Here is a 17,522-nt window from a genome sequence, read left to right on the forward strand (position 1 = left end):
CAAATTATAAATGAAGAAAACGCTCACCATACTATTTTTTTTATCTTTATCGCTAACTATTCATGCCCAGAATTTTAATTTCGGAGCCATTACTTACGATGATTACGAATTCGACAAGAAAAAACTAGATAGCAACGCCAATGCCATCGTTTTAAAAGAGTTTGGAACGGCCTCAATCCAAAGGGATGATAACACCGGGAGTTTAGAACTGATTTTCGAACACCATGTCAAAATCAAGATCTATAATAAAGAGGGTTTTAAAGAAGCCAACATTATTATTCCCACTTATAAAGATGATACACGTGAAGAAACAATTAGTGAATTAAAAGCCTCAACATTTAACTATATTCAAAATAATTTCGTTGAAACGGCCATGGATAAAAAGGCTATTTTTACTGAAAACCGATCTAAATATACCAGACTTACAAAATTTACACTTCCGAACTTAAAGGAGGGATCCATTATCGAGTATAGTTATAAATTAAGGTCTCCAAATCTATTTAACTTTAAAACCTGGGAATTTCAGAGCGACATTCCAAAAGTAATCAGCGAATACCTGGTTTACATCCCTGGAATTTATAATTATAATGTCTCCTTACGCGGATTTCAAAAATTAACCGATCAAAAAGTTGAACTGAGCAAAGAATGTTTGCGTTTATCTGGTGCAGCAATAGATTGTTCGAAAATTACATACCTCATGAAAGATATCCCTGCATTTATTGAGGAGGATAACATGACTGCGCCAAGTAATTTCAAATCAGCCATTTATTTTGAGCTTTCCGATGTACAAAATCTAAATGGAGGCAAAACTTCCTACACCAAAACATGGAAAGATGTGGATTATGAACTATCATCTGATAAATCCTTGGGGGCTCAGATGAAAAGAAAGGATATTTATAAAGACCTTGTTCCCACGATTACTAAAGGCAGTACCGATGATCTGGAAAAAGCCAGATCCATTTATAATTATATCAAAAAGCAGATCAAATGGGATAATTATTACGGAAAATACTCAGAAGACAATATCAAGAGAGCGTTGGAGAACAGATCGGGAAATGTTGCGGATATAAACCTAAATTTAATTGCTGCACTTTCTGCCGCTAATCTGGATGCAGAGGCTGTGATTCTTTCTACCCGGGAAAACGGAACTGTAAATAAGCTTTATCCTGTAATGAGCGATTTTAATTATCTTGTGGCTAAAGTAAATATCGGTGATAAAAGTTATTTATTAGATGCTACCGAGCCACTTTTACCATTTGGCTTATTGCCTTTAAGGTGTATTAACGACCAGGGCAGGGTGATTAATCTAAAAAAACCTTCCTATTGGATCGATTTAAAAGCCAGTCAGAAAACAGTTACCAGTTATATCCTCATGGGCAAAATGACGACTGATGGAAAAATTGTGGGCACATTAAGTACCCATACTTCGGGTTATGCGGCTTACAATAAAAGAAGGGATATCCTGAAGTACAGTTCTCCTGATGAATATGTAGAAAAACTGGATGAGCGCTTAACCAGGATCAAAATTCTGGAGCATAACATTTCAAACCTGGATAGCGTAGAAAATACTTTGGTAGAAAAATATGAAATAGAATTTACTGTAAACGACGGTGCCAGCAACAACCAGTTTTACTTTAGTCCATTTTTTATCAATACCATTTCTAAGAACCCATTCAATTTAAATGAGCGCACCTACCCTGTTGATTTAGGTGCAGCATCAGATGAACGAATCATCATCAACGTAACTTTACCAGAGAAGTATCAATTAATGGAAAAACCTAAGGATATGGCCATCGCACTACCCAATGCTGGCGGAAAATATTTGTTACAGACCGGTTTACAGGACGATACCATTTCGATGAGTCAGATTTTACAGTTCAATAATGCGATTTATCAGCCGGAAGAATATCTTTTCCTGAAAGAGTTCTACAGTAAAATTATTCAAAACCAGAAAACAGAGTTTTTATTAAAAAAGGGAAATTAGATGAGATTTTTATGCACTGCGGTTTTTCTGCTTTTGATATCGGTTACTGGTTTTGCCCAGGACAATTATGATGTTGATTTAATCCCGGCTAATCTCCGTAACCGAGCCAATGCCTGTATCCGGAATGAGGAAACCACCATTGATATGCGTTCTCCTGATAATGTGATGCTCAATGTGAAGAAAGCCATTACCGTTTTTAACCAAAATGGAGAGGATGAAGCCCGTTTGGTAATCTATTACGATAAAAATATTTCAATTAAAGCGATAAAGGGAGAAGTTTACAATAGTGTAGGCAAACCGGTCAATAAGTTTTCCCAAAATGATTTTGCCGATATGAGTGCCGCAGATGGGTTTTCGCTTTTTGTGGATAGCCGCGTTAAACATTACCTGCCATCGGTAAATCAATACCCTTATACCATTGTTTATAACTACGAAATCAGAAATAAACAAAACCTCATTATCCCCGATTGGACGCCAAAACCAGCTGATGATGTTTCAGTAGAAAAAAGCACTTATACCTTTATCTGTAAACCTACAGATCAGATTAGGATAAAAAGCCTGAATTATAACGGAACTCCTGAAGTTACGACTGATGAAAAACAAAAAAAAACTGTCTGGAAATTAAGCAATATTTTGGCGGTTAGAACAGAACCATATAGTCCATCACGCGAAACCTATGCCACCAATATTCAAATTGCCCCGCAAGATTTTTATTACTACAACCACAAAGGAAATTATACCAACTGGCAGGAACTGGGCAAATGGATTTACGACGATCTGTTAAAAGAACGCAAAACATTGCCGGCTGCGACCATCCAAATGATAAAAGATTTGGTTAAAAATGAAAAAACAGATAAAGAGAAAGCCAGAAAAATCTATCAATATTTACAGGATAAAACCAGATACATCAGCGTACAGATCGGTATCGGTGGTTTTCAGCCCATTGGAGCAAGCGAAGTAGACCGATTGGGATATGGCGACTGTAAAGCACTGGTAAACTACATGCAAAGTTTGCTCAGTGCAGCTGACATTGATTCTTACTATTGTGTGGTAGAAGCCGGTTCAGAAAAGAAAAGTATGGATCCCAAATATGCGAGTATGGTGCAGGGCAATCACATTATTTTGTGCATGCCCTTAAAAGGCGATACCACCTGGCTGGAATGCACCAGTCAGAAAATACCATTTGGCTTTTTAAGCGACTTTACCGATGACAGATTGGTTTTAGCCTGTACTGCCGAAGGTGGGAAACTGTTGCATACCCCTAAACTCACAACCGCTGAAAATTTACAAACGCGTAAAGCAAGTTTAATTATTCAACCTGACGGAAGCGTAGCGGGAAAAATGAATACGGTTTACGCTGGGTCACAATATGAAAACCAGGAATCCCTGATCGGAAAATCAATAACCGAGCAGCATAAGCTACTAAAAGAAACCTATAACATCGACAATATTGATTTTGAAACGGTTGCTTTCGCCCAGAAAAAAGATATAGATCCTAAATTAATAGAAGACATCAGCATCAATATCAGGAATTATGCTCCTGTAAATGGAAATAAAATGTTTTTGCAGCTCAATGCCTTTAACGTTAAAAGATCAATCCCCGAAATGAGGAACAGAACACTGCCAGTTTACATTAATCGTGGCTATACTGATGAAGACACCATTGTGTATACCTTACCCGATAATGTAAACCCAGAATTAATTGTTGGACAAAATAAAACTTTTAAAAGTGCTTTTGGCGAATATGTGTGTAAAGCGGATTTAGCGGGAAATAAATTGACTTACTACCGAAAACTCATTTTAAACGATGGAACATTTCCCGCTGATCAATATGCTGAATTTTCGAAATTTATTAATGATGTAAATGCTGCAGATTATTTAAAATTAGCGCTTAGCTTAAAGAAATAAAACTATTTTCTTTTATCAATACAGGATACGGGTTGATCTTCGCTTTTTTCTGTGAATTCTGCGAAAAAAGATCTAGCTTAAAAAAATAATCCCCAATCCAATACCGATAATCATAATGAGGTACATCAAGATTTCTGTGGAAGCAAATCTTTTGTATTTGGTCCAGAAAGAGTAATCGTTTTCTTCGTTTGGCATTTTGTATTGTATCGCGCAAAAATAGGCAATTAGATTGAATTACCAGGCTCGTAAGTGGTAATCTCTTTGGCCATGCCTTTAAAGAGCACAATATGAAAGGGCCACATGGCGTACCAATACACCCTGCCCCACAATCCCTTTGGCCTAAAAGTGGCTATTTGCGATAAAAATGCTTTTCCGTGAAATTCAACAAGTTTCAATTCAAGCCAGGCCTCCCCTGGCACTTTCATTTCGGCATATAACAATAATCTTTTACTCTGTTTATCGGCCAACAGCACACGCCAGAAATCCAGCACATCACCGGCCTGAAGATCGGTATTGCTTGTTCTTCCTCTCCTCGTACCTACCCCGCCAAACATTTTATCCAAAAAGCCGCGCAAGTGCCATAGCCAATCCATAAAATACCAGCCTCTGTTGCCACCAATACTCCAGATATTCTCAAAAACTTCTTCAGCTTTGCGCTCAAACGGCATTTTAACCTTATACTGTAAAGTTCCATTCTGTGGTACCTTAATTTGGTCCATAAAATTCGAATTCAGGTAACCCCTGTTTAAAGCGTCTTTCCAGCTCGAAACAATGGAATTCTGATCGATTTTTTCGAAAGCCAGATGTAGCGCCTCTGCATAAGTTAAGCAGTGCCTGGGTACGGCCCTCTGAATACGGTTATCTTTGCATACCACTTCATTCTTCATACTATCAACCAAACTCCTAGCCAACGAATAAGGTACCGGTGTGATCATATTTAACCATAGCGACGATAGCCTTGGTGTTAGAACCGGAACAGTGATGATCCATCTTTTTAATCCGCGTTCTTTGGCATAACCTAAAAGCATTTCCCGATAAGTGAGCACATCAGGCCCTCCAATATCAAATGTTTCATTATAAGCTTTCTCATTATGCAGCACACCGATTAAATAAGCCAAAACATCACGGATTCCAATAGGTTGGCAACGGGTTTCTACCCATTTAGGCGTAATCATGAAAGGAATTTTCTCCGTTAAATCCCTGATGATTTCGAAAGATGCACTTCCCGAACCAATAATAATGGCTGCCCTTAAAATGGTACAGGCTTTCCCCGATGATTTAAGTTCTTCTTCAACTGCCAACCTGGAACCCAAATGTTTCGATAAGTGCTCATCATTGGCAATTCCGGTTAAATAAATGATTTGCTTACAATCCGTTTTTTGAATGGCCGCTGAGAAATTTTCGGAAGAAGACTTCTCCATATCCGAAAATCCACTCTCACTGGACGACATCGAATGTACCAGGTAATACGCAGCATCAATATCTCCGGGAATTTCATTTAAGCTTTCCGCATTTAGTAAATCACCGGTAATGATCTTTACCTGTTCACTTAATTCAGATTCAGCTATAAATCTACGCTTATCGCGCACCATGCAAACGATTTCGTGTTTTTCTTCAAGCAAAAGCGGAAGCAACCGTGTACCGATATAGCCATTTGCGCCGGTTAATAGAATTTTCATTATGCAGGGATTTAAAGAGAAAACACAGAATAAAATGCTTTGTTGGTGTTATTATCTGGATAAAGCAAAATTCACATTCCCAAAAGCTATATACAGATTTTGTATGTCATGTGAATGTAAAACAACTTGTATTTTTAGCGCTACAAATTTGGTTTGGGCAACATTCTATCCAAACAACCGTATAAATAGCTCAATATCAAACTAAACCAAACTGAATGAAGAAATACATCCTGGACATTGCTACGATTTTTTTAGTGGGTATGAGCATTGTCGGAACAAGTTGGAAAGCGGTGGAGGTTCCACACACGCAACAAGAAGCAGTAAAAAATATCGCTGCAGATAGCTTGTACAATCAATACATCTTAAATATTTACCATCAGGTTAATTTAGATTCTACTGGATTAAGTGAACAGGTTTTTGAAAAGGCCATTACCGGATTCTACAATATGAAATATTCGGGATTATTAAACGCCAAATCGATTCTAACCATTGCCGATTTTGATCAGGAAAGCTGTAAAAAACGACTATATATTATCGATCTGGCCAGCAAAAAACTACTGTTAAATACCTGGGTAGCCCACGGACAAAACAGCGGTGGAGATAAACCTTCTTCCTTTTCGAATGATATCAATTCGAACCAAAGCAGCATAGGTTTTTATTTAACTGGCGAAATCTATTTTGGCAAACATGGCCGTTCGCTAAAACTAGATGGCATGGACCAGGGTTTTAACAGCAATGCCCGCGAAAGAGCAATTGTGGTTCATGGTGCAAATTATGTTAGCCAGAAAAGCATAGATGAATTGGGGAGATTAGGCAGAAGCCAGGGCTGCCCTGCGGTTCCCGCTAAACTGGCTGATCAGGTCATCAATACCATTTCAGGCCGATCGGTGCTGTTCATCAATAATTCCGATCAGCAATATTATTCTTCCTTTTTGAATGAAACATTGGCTGCAAGTGTTATTTTAAATCAGGAGCAGCTGTTAGCCGCACAAACGGATTAATGCTGTTTAATATTCCTGGCATTTAGATTTTTCGGTAAAATTGCGATAAACAATGATTTACTGCTTGCCAACAGATCCCAGACCCAGCGGTTGCTATCGACACTTTTCTCACCACAATCTACAACTTCAGCTCGTTTTAAAAGCTTTTTGACTAAGGTTTGGATCCATTTAATTTTTACAATGCGATTGAAAGATAATCCCAGGTAATCACAGTATACATGCACCAGAATTTCCACAATGAGCGAATCATTAGAAATAACCAGAGCTTTCCCAAATTTTTGCGCATAATCCGCTTTAACGGTATTGACCAAAAGATCAAAGCGTTCATTTGCTTTTCCATCAAGATATTTCCAAAGTTCGGCATTGCTATACACCCGAATGAGTTGCGGTTCGAGGCCTACTTTAATTTTATGTTCTTCTAATTCGTAAACTTTATCCATTCATTAAAAATCCAATGCAGTTGTTAGATCGAAGTATTACCAAATTGTTAATCAATTTGATATAAAAATTCTTAGCACAGCTCCTGGACAAAGTTATCCGATAATTGTTTGCAAAAAAGAGTATTAAATGGCATTGTGAGTAATTTTTTTAAGCTGTTGACAATATTTTAATCATCTTTGGGGTTGAAAAGATAAGCCCATTCATGAAGATTGTAATTGCAGAAAAGCCCTCTGTTGGTCGTGAACTTGCTAAAGTTTTCGGAGCAACCACCAGAAAAGATGGATACATTGAAGGTAAAGGATATTCTTTTACCTGGGCATTCGGGCATTTATTACAATTGGCCCCACCACAGGATTATGGCTTTATCGGCTGGAGAAAGCAGCATTTACCCATGCTTCCACAAAAATTCAAGCTTGCCATCAGAAAAATCAAAACAAAAGATGGTTTTGTAGAAGATCCTGCAGTTCGGAAGCAATTGGATACCATTAAAAAGCTGTTCGACGAGGCTAGCGAGATTATTGTAGCAACGGATGCGGGGCGTGAAGGGGAATTAATCTTTAGATACATCTATTATTATTTAAAGTGTAAAAAACCTTTCAAGCGCCTTTGGATCTCTTCTCAAACGGATGAAGCCATAAAAGATGGTTTCAGAAATTTAAAACCTGGCACAGATTACGATACTTTATTCAATTCGGCGCATTGCAGGTCGGAATCTGATTGGCTGGTGGGTATGAACGCCACACAGGCTTTGAGTATTTCAGCAGGCAACAGGACCGTATTATCCCTAGGAAGGGTGCAAACACCTACCCTGGCCATGATCTGCGCACGTTTTTTAGAGATTAAAAATTTTGTGCCCCAAACCTATTATCAGATTAGTATTCTGCTGATTAAAGATGAACAGGTTTTTAAGGCCATATCCACTTCAAATTATAAGGATAAGGAAGAGGTAGAAAAATTATTTGCCCTTGTTGAAGATGTGGCCTCAGGTTTCGCCACAGGTGGAAATATTACGGCTGTAGAAGCCAAACCAAGAAAAGAACCGCCTCCGCTATTACACGATTTAAGTAGCTTACAACAGGAAGCCAATAAGAAAAAAGGTTATACAGCCGATCAAACATTGAATATTTTGCAGAATTTATACGAGAGTAAGTTAGTTTCTTATCCACGTACCGGATCGCGTTATATTGGTGATGATGTGTATGCAGGCGTTCCGGACCTGATTTCAAAATTTACCGATCACCCTGATTTTGGAAAACAGGCACAGTTTCTACAAACAGTTGCCTTAAATAAACGCAGTGTTAATGCTAAAAAAGTAACCGATCACCACGCGGTTTTACCAACAGGCGAACAGGCCTATGGTTTAAGTCCGGATAAGCAAGCGGTATACGACATGGTTGTTGGACGGATGATTGAGGCTTTCCATCAGGAATGTCTTAAGGAATTAACGAAGATCACCATTCAGTCGGGCGTTAGCTTTGTGGCCAATGGAACGGTTATCCGGTCTGCGGGCTGGCGGGCTGTTTTTAATGATCCTGAAGATGACAAAAAGGATGAAGACAATGCGGCTTTACCAAAGGTAGCTGTAGGCGAATTATTACCGATTACAGAAAAATCGCTTTTAGAGAAACAAACCAAGCCCAAACCGATGTACAATGAAGCGTCGTTGTTAAAAGCACTCGAAACCTGTGGTAAAGAGATCGAAGATGAAGAATTGCGCTATGCCATGAAAGATAGTGGTTTAGGTACTCCTGCAACACGTGCATCCATCATCGAAACGTTGATTACCAGAGAATATATTACCCGTGAAAAACGGAATTTAGTTCCTACCAATAAAGGTTTGGCGGTTTATGAAGTAGTTAAAGATAAACAGATTGCACAGGCAGAACTAACCGGGCAATGGGAAAAAAGATTGGAAGAAATCCGGTCGGGCTCATCGGTTAAAGACTTCAAATCCGAAATTACGGAATATACCAAAACGATTACCCACGAACTTTTAATCGCAGGAGCAAGCATATCAGGCAAACTTGAAGAAGAAAAGAAACTGGAAAAGGTTTAATTAAAAGCCCGGCTAATTACCTGTTGAAGCGTATCGCCCATATTTTCATCTTTTTGAATAAAGCCTACAGCTCCAGCATCTAAAAAGCCTTGCTCTAGCGTAGTTTTATCATTTCCACTGAACATACACACTTTAATATCTGGCTGGATAGTTAAAATTTCGCGTACTGTATCCGGATTGCTATCACCCTGTGGCATATTGATATCTAAAAGCAAAAAGTCAATTGTTTTTTCTTTCAGATAGGTAATTGTTTCCGGTAAATCTTTGGTTTCCGAAACATCCGGAGCGCTAATATATTTGGTAAAAAAGCGCTTCATCAGGAGCCTCATCAAATCACTATCATCAGCAATAAGAATTTTGATATTTTCTATCATTTAAATGGGATAATTGGTCCGGCCATCTAATATGTTATCAGTGTGAAAATTAAAATTTTCTTTTCTTTAAATACCAAAAATTTTACCACTAATCTGAGATGATTAGGTAAAAATAATAATTTTTTTTAGTTCCTTTCTATCTGTAAAGTAACAGTTTTATGGTTTATAGATCCCTAAATTCCCATGCGCTGTGGTAAGCATCTAATTGTTCGGCATATTGAATAAAGTCAGCATAGAACTTGAATTTAGAAAGTGTTGAACTATCTCCGATCACCACAAGCTTTTTTCTGGCCCTTGTCATTGCCACATTCATTCTTCTCGTATCTGATAAAAAACCAATGCTTCCATCCGCATTACTTCTGGTTAAACTAATATAAACCACGTCGCGTTCCTGGCCCTGAAAACTATCAATGGTATTTACGGCAATTTTTTCGCGATATGGATTCAGGATTTCATTCTCCTGAACCAATGTATTCAAAATTTGTACCTGCTGTTTGTAAGGAGAAACTATGGCAATGGAAGGGAAATCAGCAGTTAGAGAATTAGCAATTAAGCTTTCTGCCAAATGCGTTAAATGTGTAACCAAAAATGCGGCTTCATCTGGATTGGTTGTACTGGTACCTTCTAATTTTTCATCATAACTGCAACCAGCCGTATCGATAAATTGAATGGATTTATCACCTGCAAACAATGTACGATCGGCCACAGAAGGATGTGCTTTCAACTCATCTTTATAAAATACTTTGGATGAATAGCCCATAATATCCTTATTCATCCGGTACTGTTCGTTAAGCAACACAACCGACTCTGGATGAAGGTTTACCATTTTTTCAAGCAAAGTATTGCTTAAGCCATTTCTTGCGGCCTCATTTGATTTTATGGTTGGCGAAAGCTGGAAATGATCGCCTGCCAAAACCACTTTTTGTGCCTTTAAAATGGGGATCCAGCAAGCCGGCTCTAAGGCCTGACCAGCTTCATCAATTACGATAGTATTGTATTTGAGATTCCGAACGGTATAATGGTTCGCCCCAACTAAAGTGGCGGTAACAATCTGCGCTTTAGCAAACAGATTATCCATAATATACTGTTCTGTTTTTTCTACTTCCTTGCCAATTTTATGTGCCTCTTCAAAAAGGGCCTTCCGTTGCTCCCGCTCTGCCCTGCCAAAACTTCGCTTATACTTATGGGCCATGTTTTTATATTCATTGGCCTGTTTCTTTAATGCTTTAATGGTTTTAATTTCCGGATGACCGGCCATTTGGTGATCGAGAGTAGCAGCAAGCAATCGTTCCGAAACCCTGGCCGGATTACCCACACGGATTACTTTCAAACCCGCTGAGGCTAATTTTTCGGTCAATAAATCTACGGCAGTATTACTAGGTGCAACAACGAGGATTTTTTGATCGCTGTGTTTTATCAGCGATTTGATGGCATGTACAAGTGTTGTTGTTTTACCGGTTCCGGGCGGACCATGAACCACAGCTAAATGATCTGCCGAGATAATTTTATTTACAGCCAGCTGCTGAGAATCGTTTAGCGTATTTGGAATAATAAACTTTTCCTCGCCCTGAAATGATGGTTTTTCTCCCTTGGTAAGAATGCGGATCAGTTTATTTTCCGATTCATTCCCTGATAAATGTGTAGCCTGTTTAAGGGCGTTCTGCATCTCGTCGTAGCTGTTATTATCAAAAAGTAAGTCAACACCAAGTTTTCCATCTCTCGTCCAATCAGGCAGTTCATCTACACGGAAACTGATTTTCATCCGGCTGGCGCTTTGATGCGTAATAATCCCTTCAACCCGGTCTTCTTTGGCATCATGATTGGAAAACAATACTACAGATGATCCAAAACGGAACTGATGAGAAAAATCCTGATGGGTTGTGCGTTCTAATTCTACCGTTAAATAATCGCCTCGGCCAATTTCGGTATTCCTGATTGCTATCGGATACCAGGTTAAGCCCAGAGCCCTCCTATCTGCGGCTGAAGTATTTTCGGTAAGTTTTAAATAGGATTGCAAATCTTCTTCACGCTCCGTATCGAGCAAATCCTGCAGTTTTTTAAAATATTCTTTTGGCAACGTAAGGCTTGGTTAACTGGTTAATTGCTTAAACTTGGGCTTAGGGTATTGCGCTGAGCGCTTAGGATCTGAACTATGCGATTTGATCATTGGTATTTACAAAACCAGCTCCTGGTGCAATCTTAATAACGTTTCTTCGGCATCATCACAAAAACCGGGGTGCACTTTCGAACACTGTACCACGGTGCTTCTGGTGGCGGTAAGCCACCTGAACCGGGAAGCCTGATCGTATTGACCTATAGGCCCCGAACCTTTTGCCGCTACACTGATCCTTTCGAATGCAGACAGGTTTTCTTTTAATTCTTCTACATCTACAGCAGCAGAAAATGCTTTGATTTTCGCTTCATCCAATACAAAAACACTTTTTAAAAACTTTTGCTTCGCACAGAATAAGATGATGCCTACATTGATAAATTCCTCACGTTCTACCCTCGGCATTACGCGGATAACAGCATACTCAAATAAGAATTTCCCTTGCATGCTGTGCTTCTTTTAAAAATATGGCTGAATGTGATAATCGTTCAGTAAGAAAATGAATGTAAGCTTTCCGGTGCTCTTCTTTAGTTTTGAAATTTGTTTCACCTTCCAACCAATCATCGGGGATCAATTTAATAACCGCTTTAATTTTTTCAGGGTTAAGGTTTTTGATAAATTCTTCATGCACACTTTCCAGTTCTGTAGCCCAGGGCAACAATACATGATCTTTAACCAAATAGAATGGTTTAATGGCCTGTTCCTCCCAGTTTTGCCACGAATGATGAAAATATAATGCAGCACCGTGGTCAATTAGCCAAAGTTCTTTATGCCAAACCAACATATTGGTGTTTCTACAGGTGCGGTCCATATTGGTTAAAAAACAATCTAACCACACAATCTGTGAGGCCAGCTTGGCATCAATGGTAGTTACCGTTGGATCGAAAGTAATTGCACCAGACAAATAATGCAAGGCTAAATTCAGGCCAACACTAGCTTTTAGTAAATCCTGGATTTCTTCATCAGGCTCGGTCCTGCCAAAAGCTTCATCTAAATTGGCGAAAACCAATTCTGGGACGCGTAAACCTAAAATACGTGCGATTTCACCACCGATTAATTCGGCAATCAAAGCCCTTGTACCCTGTCCTGCGCCTCTAAATTTAAGTACATACAAAAAATTGTCGTCAGCCTCTGCAATGGCAGGCATGGAGCCGCCCTCGCGCAAGGGCGTAACGTACCGGGTTACATTTACTGTTCTGAGTTGTAAATCAATCATATCTGCAAGAAGAATGGCCGTTTATTTCATCTGGGCACAATTCTAAACTTGCAGCAAATTTAGCAGAATTCCAACAATAAATTGGTCAAAGTTTGGTCGTAAGAGGTGGTATAATCAATATTCATTTTTTTTCCACGGAAAAACAGACTTTATTCCGGCCTCCGGTTCTGTTTGGCGAAGGTTGAGAGCAGGTCGGCTGTAGCAAGGAAAAGGAACCCATTTGTAAAACAGTAGTATTACCCCGATCATAGTAAGATCCCGACCTTAATCGGGAGAAACGGGGGCGGGATTGCTTTAAGCGAAAAACTACTACAACTGCTTTCCAAAAACCATAAGTAGCGTAATTTATTTAGCTATTTTCTGCACCCCGCTAACCAGATTAGTCGTGCCCTAAATAAGCATTCCCGGCAGGCGTCATTGCCGACGACCATTGAACCGAATCGCGGTTGATTTTAATCAGCCCCATGCTTTCCAATTCCTCATATTCTTCTTCCATCCCACCTAAAACCGAAGAACTTACCTGTTGATTGATAACCTCTAAAAGAGATATAATTTCTGATCTTTCCATAACAATAAGTGATTAGATATTTTTAATTAACATAAATATAGTCAAAATGTTTATCGCTTATCTAAACATTTTCAAGGCTTTAAGGTTGTACATATACCGCAATTTGATCAACATGGAAGCACACCTCTATTATCTCTTCATAATGGCACTGCCCGTAGCTTGTATCGCATGGACCGTTACGAAGGAAGAAATATTTAAAGAGGCACGCGAATTCTGTGTAGACCGTTCAAAGAATTGCAATAAATTGGTTAAACGGAAGTTTTTCTATGTTTTTACCTGTGAATATTGTTTCAGTCATTATGTAACCGCGCTCCTGCTTTTCATTACCAAATTCACCTTAATTTATCCCGATTGGCGGGGATATATCATTTCTTTCTTTTCTATCGTATGGATTGCCAATGTGTACATGAGTTTGTACAACATTATCAGGATAGATCTGAAAAAGGAAAAGATAAAAGTTGCCAAGGAAGAATCTGAACTCAAAAACGACTAAAACCATTTTGAATGGCCACTGTTTTTAAAGTGTAAATTGAGCTTATGCCATCATCAGTAATCAAATACTTTAACTATGACACTGCTTCGAAAACACTAAAAATTATCTTCGTTACAGATATGGTATATCTGTACAAAAATGTACCTGAAAAAATTTACAAGATGTTAAAGGCTTTCGGATCTAAAGGACGGTATTTTAACAGCAACATTAAAGACAAATTTAAATTCCAGCAACTGGGGGAAGAATAATATGCCAGAAGGCCCGTCGATCGTAATACTAAAGGATTTAATCAATGATCTCCACTTGGGTCGCCCAGAGGTACTGGAAGTAACGGGCAATGCCAAAAACATTGATAAAGATAAGTTATTGCACGAAAAAATTATCGCTTTCAAAAGCTGGGGCAAACATTTCCTCATCTGTTTTGACGATTTCACCATACGGATCCATTTTATGCTATTCGGCAGTTATTTAATTAACGAGCGAAAAAAAACACCACTAAAAATGGGCCTTATTTTCAAAAAGGATGAATTAAACTTTTATACCTGCAAAGTAGATCTTTTAGAGGGAAACGTTAAAAAACATTACAATTGGGAAAATGATGTAATGGCTGATGAATGGAGCAGCAGCGCAGCCCTTAAAAAATTAAAAGAAAAACCTGAGGCCATGGTTTGCGATGTTCTGCTGGATCAACAGATTTTTAGTGGTGTAGGCAACATTATAAAAAATGAAGTCCTGTACCGTATCCGCGTGCATCCATTAACTGAAATTAAAAATTTACCTCTTGCCAAACTAAAAGCCATGGTTAAGGAAGCCAGGAATTATAGTTTTGATTTTTTAAAATGGAAAAAAGAGAACACCTTAAGCAAACATTGGGAGGTATATAGTCAAAAAGAATGTCCGCTTCATCATGTCATCGAGAAAAATGAAATTGGTAAAACTCACCGGCAAACCTATTATTGTAAAAAATGCCAAAAACTATATGGTTAAAAAACTAAAGCTGCTTTAATATTTTAAGTTGACAGGTCATTTATATTGAGCGTTAAGAAATAAATTATCGCCCAGGCAGACTCATGATCGTTTAAGGAGGGAAAAAAATATTTTATTCCTGATTTGCGTCAAAAAAACATAAATACCTATATATTAATATTTTAATTTATTCCTCAACAAAAACCAAAACAACGAACTATAATCTTAAAGTAAAAGAAGTGTTAAACTTTTAGGAATTTTGCAAACAAGTCCTATATTTGTCCTCGAGAGCGTTAATTTAGATACGGGTATACGACTTAGGTTGTATGCCCGTTTTTTATTTTAGCTGTAGAAGCATGCTCAACTACCTTTGCCAAACAGATCCTTAACCAAGGTGTATATGCGCTTGGATTAATATAAATATCGTCAGCCAACGTTTCTAAATCCATATATTTATAGGTCTCCACCTCATCCGGATTGATAACAGGTAATTCATCACTTAGTCCAAAAAAAACATGGTCTACCTCATGTTCGGTTAATCCATCTTTAAATTCGGCTTTATAGGTAAATTTAAAAAGATAACTCAAATCGCAATCCATCCCCATCTCTTCCTTTAATCTTCTTTGGGCAGCCTGAATATTACTTTCACCAATCCGTGGATGACTACAGCAGGTATTGGTCCATAAGCCCCCGGAATGATATTTGTCTAAAGCTCTTTGTTGCAATAGCAATTCACGCTTACTATTAAAAATAAAAACTGAAAAGGCGCGATGTAATAGACCTTTTTCGTGCGCCTCCAACTTATTCATCCTCCCCTTTGGTACATCCTCCTGGTCTACCAAAATAACTTGTTCTTCCATTTAAATTGCATTTAGCTTATTACGGATAAGCGAATCAAACATTAAACCAATTTTACGTGTATTCGAGATTCTTATTCTTTCCGTCATAATTTTCTCAGCGCTGAGCTGCTTTATTTTAGCAAATAGTTTTTTATAATAGATGTAAGATAAATATACGCCATTTTTAGAGGTTGCAGGCAACATTTTAATGCCCATTAGCGCAAAAGCAAATTCTTGTTCAATTTCGTTTTCAATTTCTTTTTTTTGTTGATCACAGAAAACCGCCAGGTTTACATTTGGAAAATAGTTACGGCTTAAGGCCTGATGGTCGGCTTTAACATCACGCAGAAAATTTACTTTCTGAAAAGCCGAACCCAGTTTCATGGCAAAAGGTTTTAACTCTTCATAATGCGAATTGTTGCCATTGGTAAAAATCTTTAAACACATGAGTCCAACTACCTCTGCTGAGCCTAAAATATACTCGTTATAAAGCTCTGGAGTATATTCCCTTTCTGATAGATCCATTTCCATGCTTTTAAAGAAACACCTGATCAATTCAAGATCAATTTGATATTGATTTATTGCCTGCTGAAATGAATTAAGAATAGGGTTTAAACTTATCCCCAGATGAATGGCCTCAAAAGTATCATGTTTAAACTTATCGAGTAAAAATTTCTTGTCGTAAAGATGAAAACTATCCACAATTTCATCTGCCAAACGCACAAAACCATATATGGAATGAACGGGCAAACGTAGTTCTCTACCTAAAAAACGGATACCCAGCGAAAAGCTGGTACTATATTTCTGGGTAGTTAACCTACTACAGTCGGCAGATAGTTGATCAAAGATTTCTTTCATGTAACAGGGGATATTGAATTAATTTTTCAAATTCATCGAGTGTTTTAAACCAATTGATGTGATCGATGTTTTTTAATTTACCGATTACCTGGCCGTTCCCGGCAAGATGAATTTTAGCGGATGAGCATATTTCTGATAATTGATCTATATATTTTTGCGATGCTGTGCCTGATCTGGATTTGACCATAAAAAGCAAAACATGATCTACATTTAATGTGGAAAATACCCTTTCAATCGAATCTAATGGCACCTTGCTCCCTAGAAAAACTACCTGATGATGGTGCATCCTAAGCATATAATTGGCAAAAAGCAGTCCAATATCGTGATCTTCGTCTTCAGGTAAAAAAAGAAGCCAGCTTCCCCTGTATGATTTCGTTAATGAAAAGTTATTAATGTGTGTAAATATTTTTTGACGGATAATGTTTGATAAAAAATGCTCGTGGGCAGGACAAATATCGTCTTTTCGCCACATTAATCCCAAACGGACCAACAATGGGTACATAATTTTCCGGTAACATCCGGAAAGCCCAAATTTATTAATCCCTTCGTCAATTAAATGATTAAAAGATAGTTCGTCAAAAGCCAAACCATATTTAATCAATTGCGAGATATAATATTCCGCCTGTTCGTCATCCGATGCATAAGAAAGCTGCTGATCTAAAAGTTCATCAACGGCCTCATCGGAAAGACTACAGATTTTGGAAATTTTTAGGCCGCTCTTATTTAAACTTACAATATTTAACAGTTTCCTGAGCTGCTTATCATCATATAAACGTGTATTCCCCTGCGATCGCATCGGACTCAAGGCATTATACCGCTGTTCCCAGATCCTGATGGTATGAGATTGAATGCCCGAAAGCTGTTCAAGATCTGAAATGGAGTAAGTCATTATTTTGTTTAAATATATTCAATAAAATCTAAACAAAAAGAATTATAAAAAGTTTTTCACGAAATGTCGTTAAATGTTTCCATCTGATTATACGATCAGATGTTACCAGCCGACGACTGGTAGTGCCAGATGGTAACATC

General features: G+C 38.1%; 18 protein-coding genes. 7 read left to right on the plus strand and 11 right to left on the minus strand.

Annotation, left to right across the window (positions count from 1 at the left end):
- Positions 1–10: 10 nt before the first annotated feature.
- Together AC04Q1_RS18170 and AC04Q1_RS18175 are read left to right on the plus strand one after the other, a co-directional pair.
- Positions 11–1,984: a transglutaminase family protein gene (locus AC04Q1_RS18170; RefSeq protein WP_478365989.1), complete on the plus strand. Its 1,974-nt coding sequence runs from the start codon at positions 11–13 to the stop codon at positions 1,982–1,984.
- Entirely contained in the window at positions 1,985–3,892 is a 1,908-nt protein-coding gene (locus tag AC04Q1_RS18175; protein WP_478365990.1) for a DUF3857 domain-containing protein, read from the plus strand. It abuts the gene before it with no gap.
- A 72-nt stretch (positions 3,893–3,964) separates the two neighbouring features.
- On the opposite strand, the gene AC04Q1_RS18180 is transcribed toward AC04Q1_RS18175, so the two are convergent.
- Both AC04Q1_RS18180 and AC04Q1_RS18185 read right to left on the minus strand, forming a co-directional pair.
- The gene (locus AC04Q1_RS18180; protein ID WP_255512125.1) at positions 3,965–4,087 is read right to left on the minus strand and encodes a hypothetical protein; all 123 of its coding nucleotides are present in this window, start codon (positions 4,085–4,087) and stop codon (positions 3,965–3,967) included.
- Positions 4,088–4,116: 29 nt separating this feature from the next.
- Positions 4,117–5,571, minus strand: a complete 1,455-nt coding sequence (locus AC04Q1_RS18185; protein ID WP_478365991.1) for an SDR family oxidoreductase — start codon at positions 5,569–5,571, stop codon at positions 4,117–4,119.
- A gap of 215 nt (positions 5,572–5,786) precedes the next feature.
- Between AC04Q1_RS18185 and AC04Q1_RS18190 the strand changes: the two genes are divergently transcribed.
- Positions 5,787–6,572 (plus strand): murein L,D-transpeptidase catalytic domain family protein, encoded by a 786-nt coding sequence (locus AC04Q1_RS18190; RefSeq protein WP_478365992.1) that lies wholly within the window; start codon positions 5,787–5,789, stop codon positions 6,570–6,572.
- Here the strand turns inward: AC04Q1_RS18190 and AC04Q1_RS18195 are convergent.
- On the minus strand, positions 6,569–7,012 hold the full coding sequence (locus AC04Q1_RS18195; RefSeq protein WP_478365993.1) for a hypothetical protein: 444 nt from the start codon (positions 7,010–7,012) through the stop codon (positions 6,569–6,571). The two genes, AC04Q1_RS18190 and AC04Q1_RS18195, sit on opposite strands and share 4 nt — an antisense overlap.
- Before the next feature lie 203 nt (positions 7,013–7,215).
- Here AC04Q1_RS18195 and topB point away from each other — a divergent pair, with 203 nt between their 5' ends.
- Positions 7,216–9,069 (plus strand): DNA topoisomerase III, encoded by a 1,854-nt coding sequence (gene topB, locus AC04Q1_RS18200; protein WP_478365994.1) that lies wholly within the window; start codon positions 7,216–7,218, stop codon positions 9,067–9,069.
- Here the strand turns inward: topB and AC04Q1_RS18205 are convergent.
- From AC04Q1_RS18205 to AC04Q1_RS18225, 5 genes are all read right to left on the minus strand, one after another.
- Entirely contained in the window at positions 9,066–9,443 is a 378-nt protein-coding gene (locus tag AC04Q1_RS18205; protein ID WP_478365995.1) for a response regulator, read from the minus strand. The genes topB and AC04Q1_RS18205 overlap by 4 nt on opposite strands.
- 163 nt (positions 9,444–9,606) lie before the next feature.
- A complete protein-coding gene (locus AC04Q1_RS18210; RefSeq protein ID WP_478365996.1) occupies positions 9,607–11,520 on the minus strand; it encodes an AAA domain-containing protein in 1,914 nt (637 codons plus the stop codon).
- 96 nt (positions 11,521–11,616) lie between these two features.
- A complete protein-coding gene (locus AC04Q1_RS18215) occupies positions 11,617–12,000 on the minus strand; it encodes a DUF3037 domain-containing protein (RefSeq protein ID WP_478365997.1) in 384 nt (127 codons plus the stop codon).
- On the minus strand, positions 11,978–12,769 hold the full coding sequence (locus AC04Q1_RS18220; protein WP_478365998.1) for a HipA family kinase: 792 nt from the start codon (positions 12,767–12,769) through the stop codon (positions 11,978–11,980). The genes AC04Q1_RS18215 and AC04Q1_RS18220 overlap by 23 nt, the downstream gene beginning before the upstream one ends.
- Positions 12,770–13,148: 379 nt before the next feature.
- Complete coding sequence (locus tag AC04Q1_RS18225; RefSeq protein WP_029277933.1) at positions 13,149–13,337, minus strand: hypothetical protein; 189 nt, start codon at positions 13,335–13,337, stop codon at positions 13,149–13,151.
- Between the two features lie 112 nt (positions 13,338–13,449).
- On the opposite strand from AC04Q1_RS18225, the gene AC04Q1_RS18230 reads away from it, so the two are divergent.
- From AC04Q1_RS18230 to AC04Q1_RS18240, 3 genes are read left to right on the plus strand one after another with little or no spacing between them, the layout of a single operon-like run.
- A complete protein-coding gene (locus AC04Q1_RS18230; protein WP_478365999.1) occupies positions 13,450–13,830 on the plus strand; it encodes a hypothetical protein in 381 nt (126 codons plus the stop codon).
- Between the two features lie 44 nt (positions 13,831–13,874).
- On the plus strand, positions 13,875–14,078 hold the full coding sequence (locus tag AC04Q1_RS18235) for a KTSC domain-containing protein (protein WP_478366000.1): 204 nt from the start codon (positions 13,875–13,877) through the stop codon (positions 14,076–14,078).
- Position 14,079: 1 nt separating this feature from the next.
- Entirely contained in the window at positions 14,080–14,817 is a 738-nt protein-coding gene (locus tag AC04Q1_RS18240; RefSeq protein ID WP_478366001.1) for an endonuclease, read from the plus strand.
- A 296-nt stretch (positions 14,818–15,113) separates the two neighbouring features.
- Here AC04Q1_RS18240 and idi read toward each other — a convergent pair whose 3' ends face one another.
- The 3 genes from idi to AC04Q1_RS18255 are packed head-to-tail and all read right to left on the minus strand — an operon-like array spanning position 15,114 to position 17,382.
- Positions 15,114–15,656 (minus strand): isopentenyl-diphosphate Delta-isomerase, encoded by a 543-nt coding sequence (idi, locus tag AC04Q1_RS18245; protein WP_478366002.1) that lies wholly within the window; start codon positions 15,654–15,656, stop codon positions 15,114–15,116.
- Entirely contained in the window at positions 15,657–16,493 is an 837-nt protein-coding gene (locus AC04Q1_RS18250) for a phytoene/squalene synthase family protein (RefSeq protein WP_478366003.1), read from the minus strand.
- A complete protein-coding gene (locus tag AC04Q1_RS18255; RefSeq protein ID WP_478366004.1) occupies positions 16,477–17,382 on the minus strand; it encodes a MerR family transcriptional regulator in 906 nt (301 codons plus the stop codon). The genes AC04Q1_RS18250 and AC04Q1_RS18255 overlap by 17 nt, the downstream gene beginning before the upstream one ends.
- Positions 17,383–17,522 lie beyond the last annotated feature (140 nt).

This window comes from Pedobacter humicola, assembly GCF_056490705.1.

Bases quoted from the DNA above. Each gene is read 5' to 3' on its own strand.
- AC04Q1_RS18220 (WP_478365998.1), bottom strand. From the start codon at position 12,769: ATGATTGATTTACAACTCAGAACAGTAAATGTAACCCGGTACGTTACG.
- AC04Q1_RS18175 (WP_478365990.1), top strand. From the start codon at position 1,985: ATGAGATTTTTATGCACTGCGGTTTTTCTGCTTTTGATATCGGTTACT.
- AC04Q1_RS18235 (WP_478366000.1), top strand. From the start codon at position 13,875: ATGCCATCATCAGTAATCAAATACTTTAACTATGACACTGCTTCGAAA.
- AC04Q1_RS18255 (WP_478366004.1), bottom strand. From the start codon at position 17,382: ATGACTTACTCCATTTCAGATCTTGAACAGCTTTCGGGCATTCAATCT.
- topB (WP_478365994.1), top strand. From the start codon at position 7,216: ATGAAGATTGTAATTGCAGAAAAGCCCTCTGTTGGTCGTGAACTTGCT.
- AC04Q1_RS18170 (WP_478365989.1), top strand. From the start codon at position 11: ATGAAGAAAACGCTCACCATACTATTTTTTTTATCTTTATCGCTAACT.
- AC04Q1_RS18180 (WP_255512125.1), bottom strand. From the start codon at position 4,087: ATGCCAAACGAAGAAAACGATTACTCTTTCTGGACCAAATACAAAAGA.
- AC04Q1_RS18240 (WP_478366001.1), top strand. From the start codon at position 14,080: ATGCCAGAAGGCCCGTCGATCGTAATACTAAAGGATTTAATCAATGAT.
- AC04Q1_RS18205 (WP_478365995.1), bottom strand. From the start codon at position 9,443: ATGATAGAAAATATCAAAATTCTTATTGCTGATGATAGTGATTTGATG.
- idi (WP_478366002.1), bottom strand. From the start codon at position 15,656: ATGGAAGAACAAGTTATTTTGGTAGACCAGGAGGATGTACCAAAGGGG.
- AC04Q1_RS18215 (WP_478365997.1), bottom strand. From the start codon at position 12,000: ATGCAAGGGAAATTCTTATTTGAGTATGCTGTTATCCGCGTAATGCCG.
- AC04Q1_RS18250 (WP_478366003.1), bottom strand. From the start codon at position 16,493: ATGAAAGAAATCTTTGATCAACTATCTGCCGACTGTAGTAGGTTAACT.
- AC04Q1_RS18195 (WP_478365993.1), bottom strand. From the start codon at position 7,012: ATGGATAAAGTTTACGAATTAGAAGAACATAAAATTAAAGTAGGCCTC.
- AC04Q1_RS18230 (WP_478365999.1), top strand. From the start codon at position 13,450: ATGGAAGCACACCTCTATTATCTCTTCATAATGGCACTGCCCGTAGCT.
- AC04Q1_RS18185 (WP_478365991.1), bottom strand. From the start codon at position 5,571: ATGAAAATTCTATTAACCGGCGCAAATGGCTATATCGGTACACGGTTG.
- AC04Q1_RS18190 (WP_478365992.1), top strand. From the start codon at position 5,787: ATGAAGAAATACATCCTGGACATTGCTACGATTTTTTTAGTGGGTATG.
- AC04Q1_RS18225 (WP_029277933.1), bottom strand. From the start codon at position 13,337: ATGGAAAGATCAGAAATTATATCTCTTTTAGAGGTTATCAATCAACAG.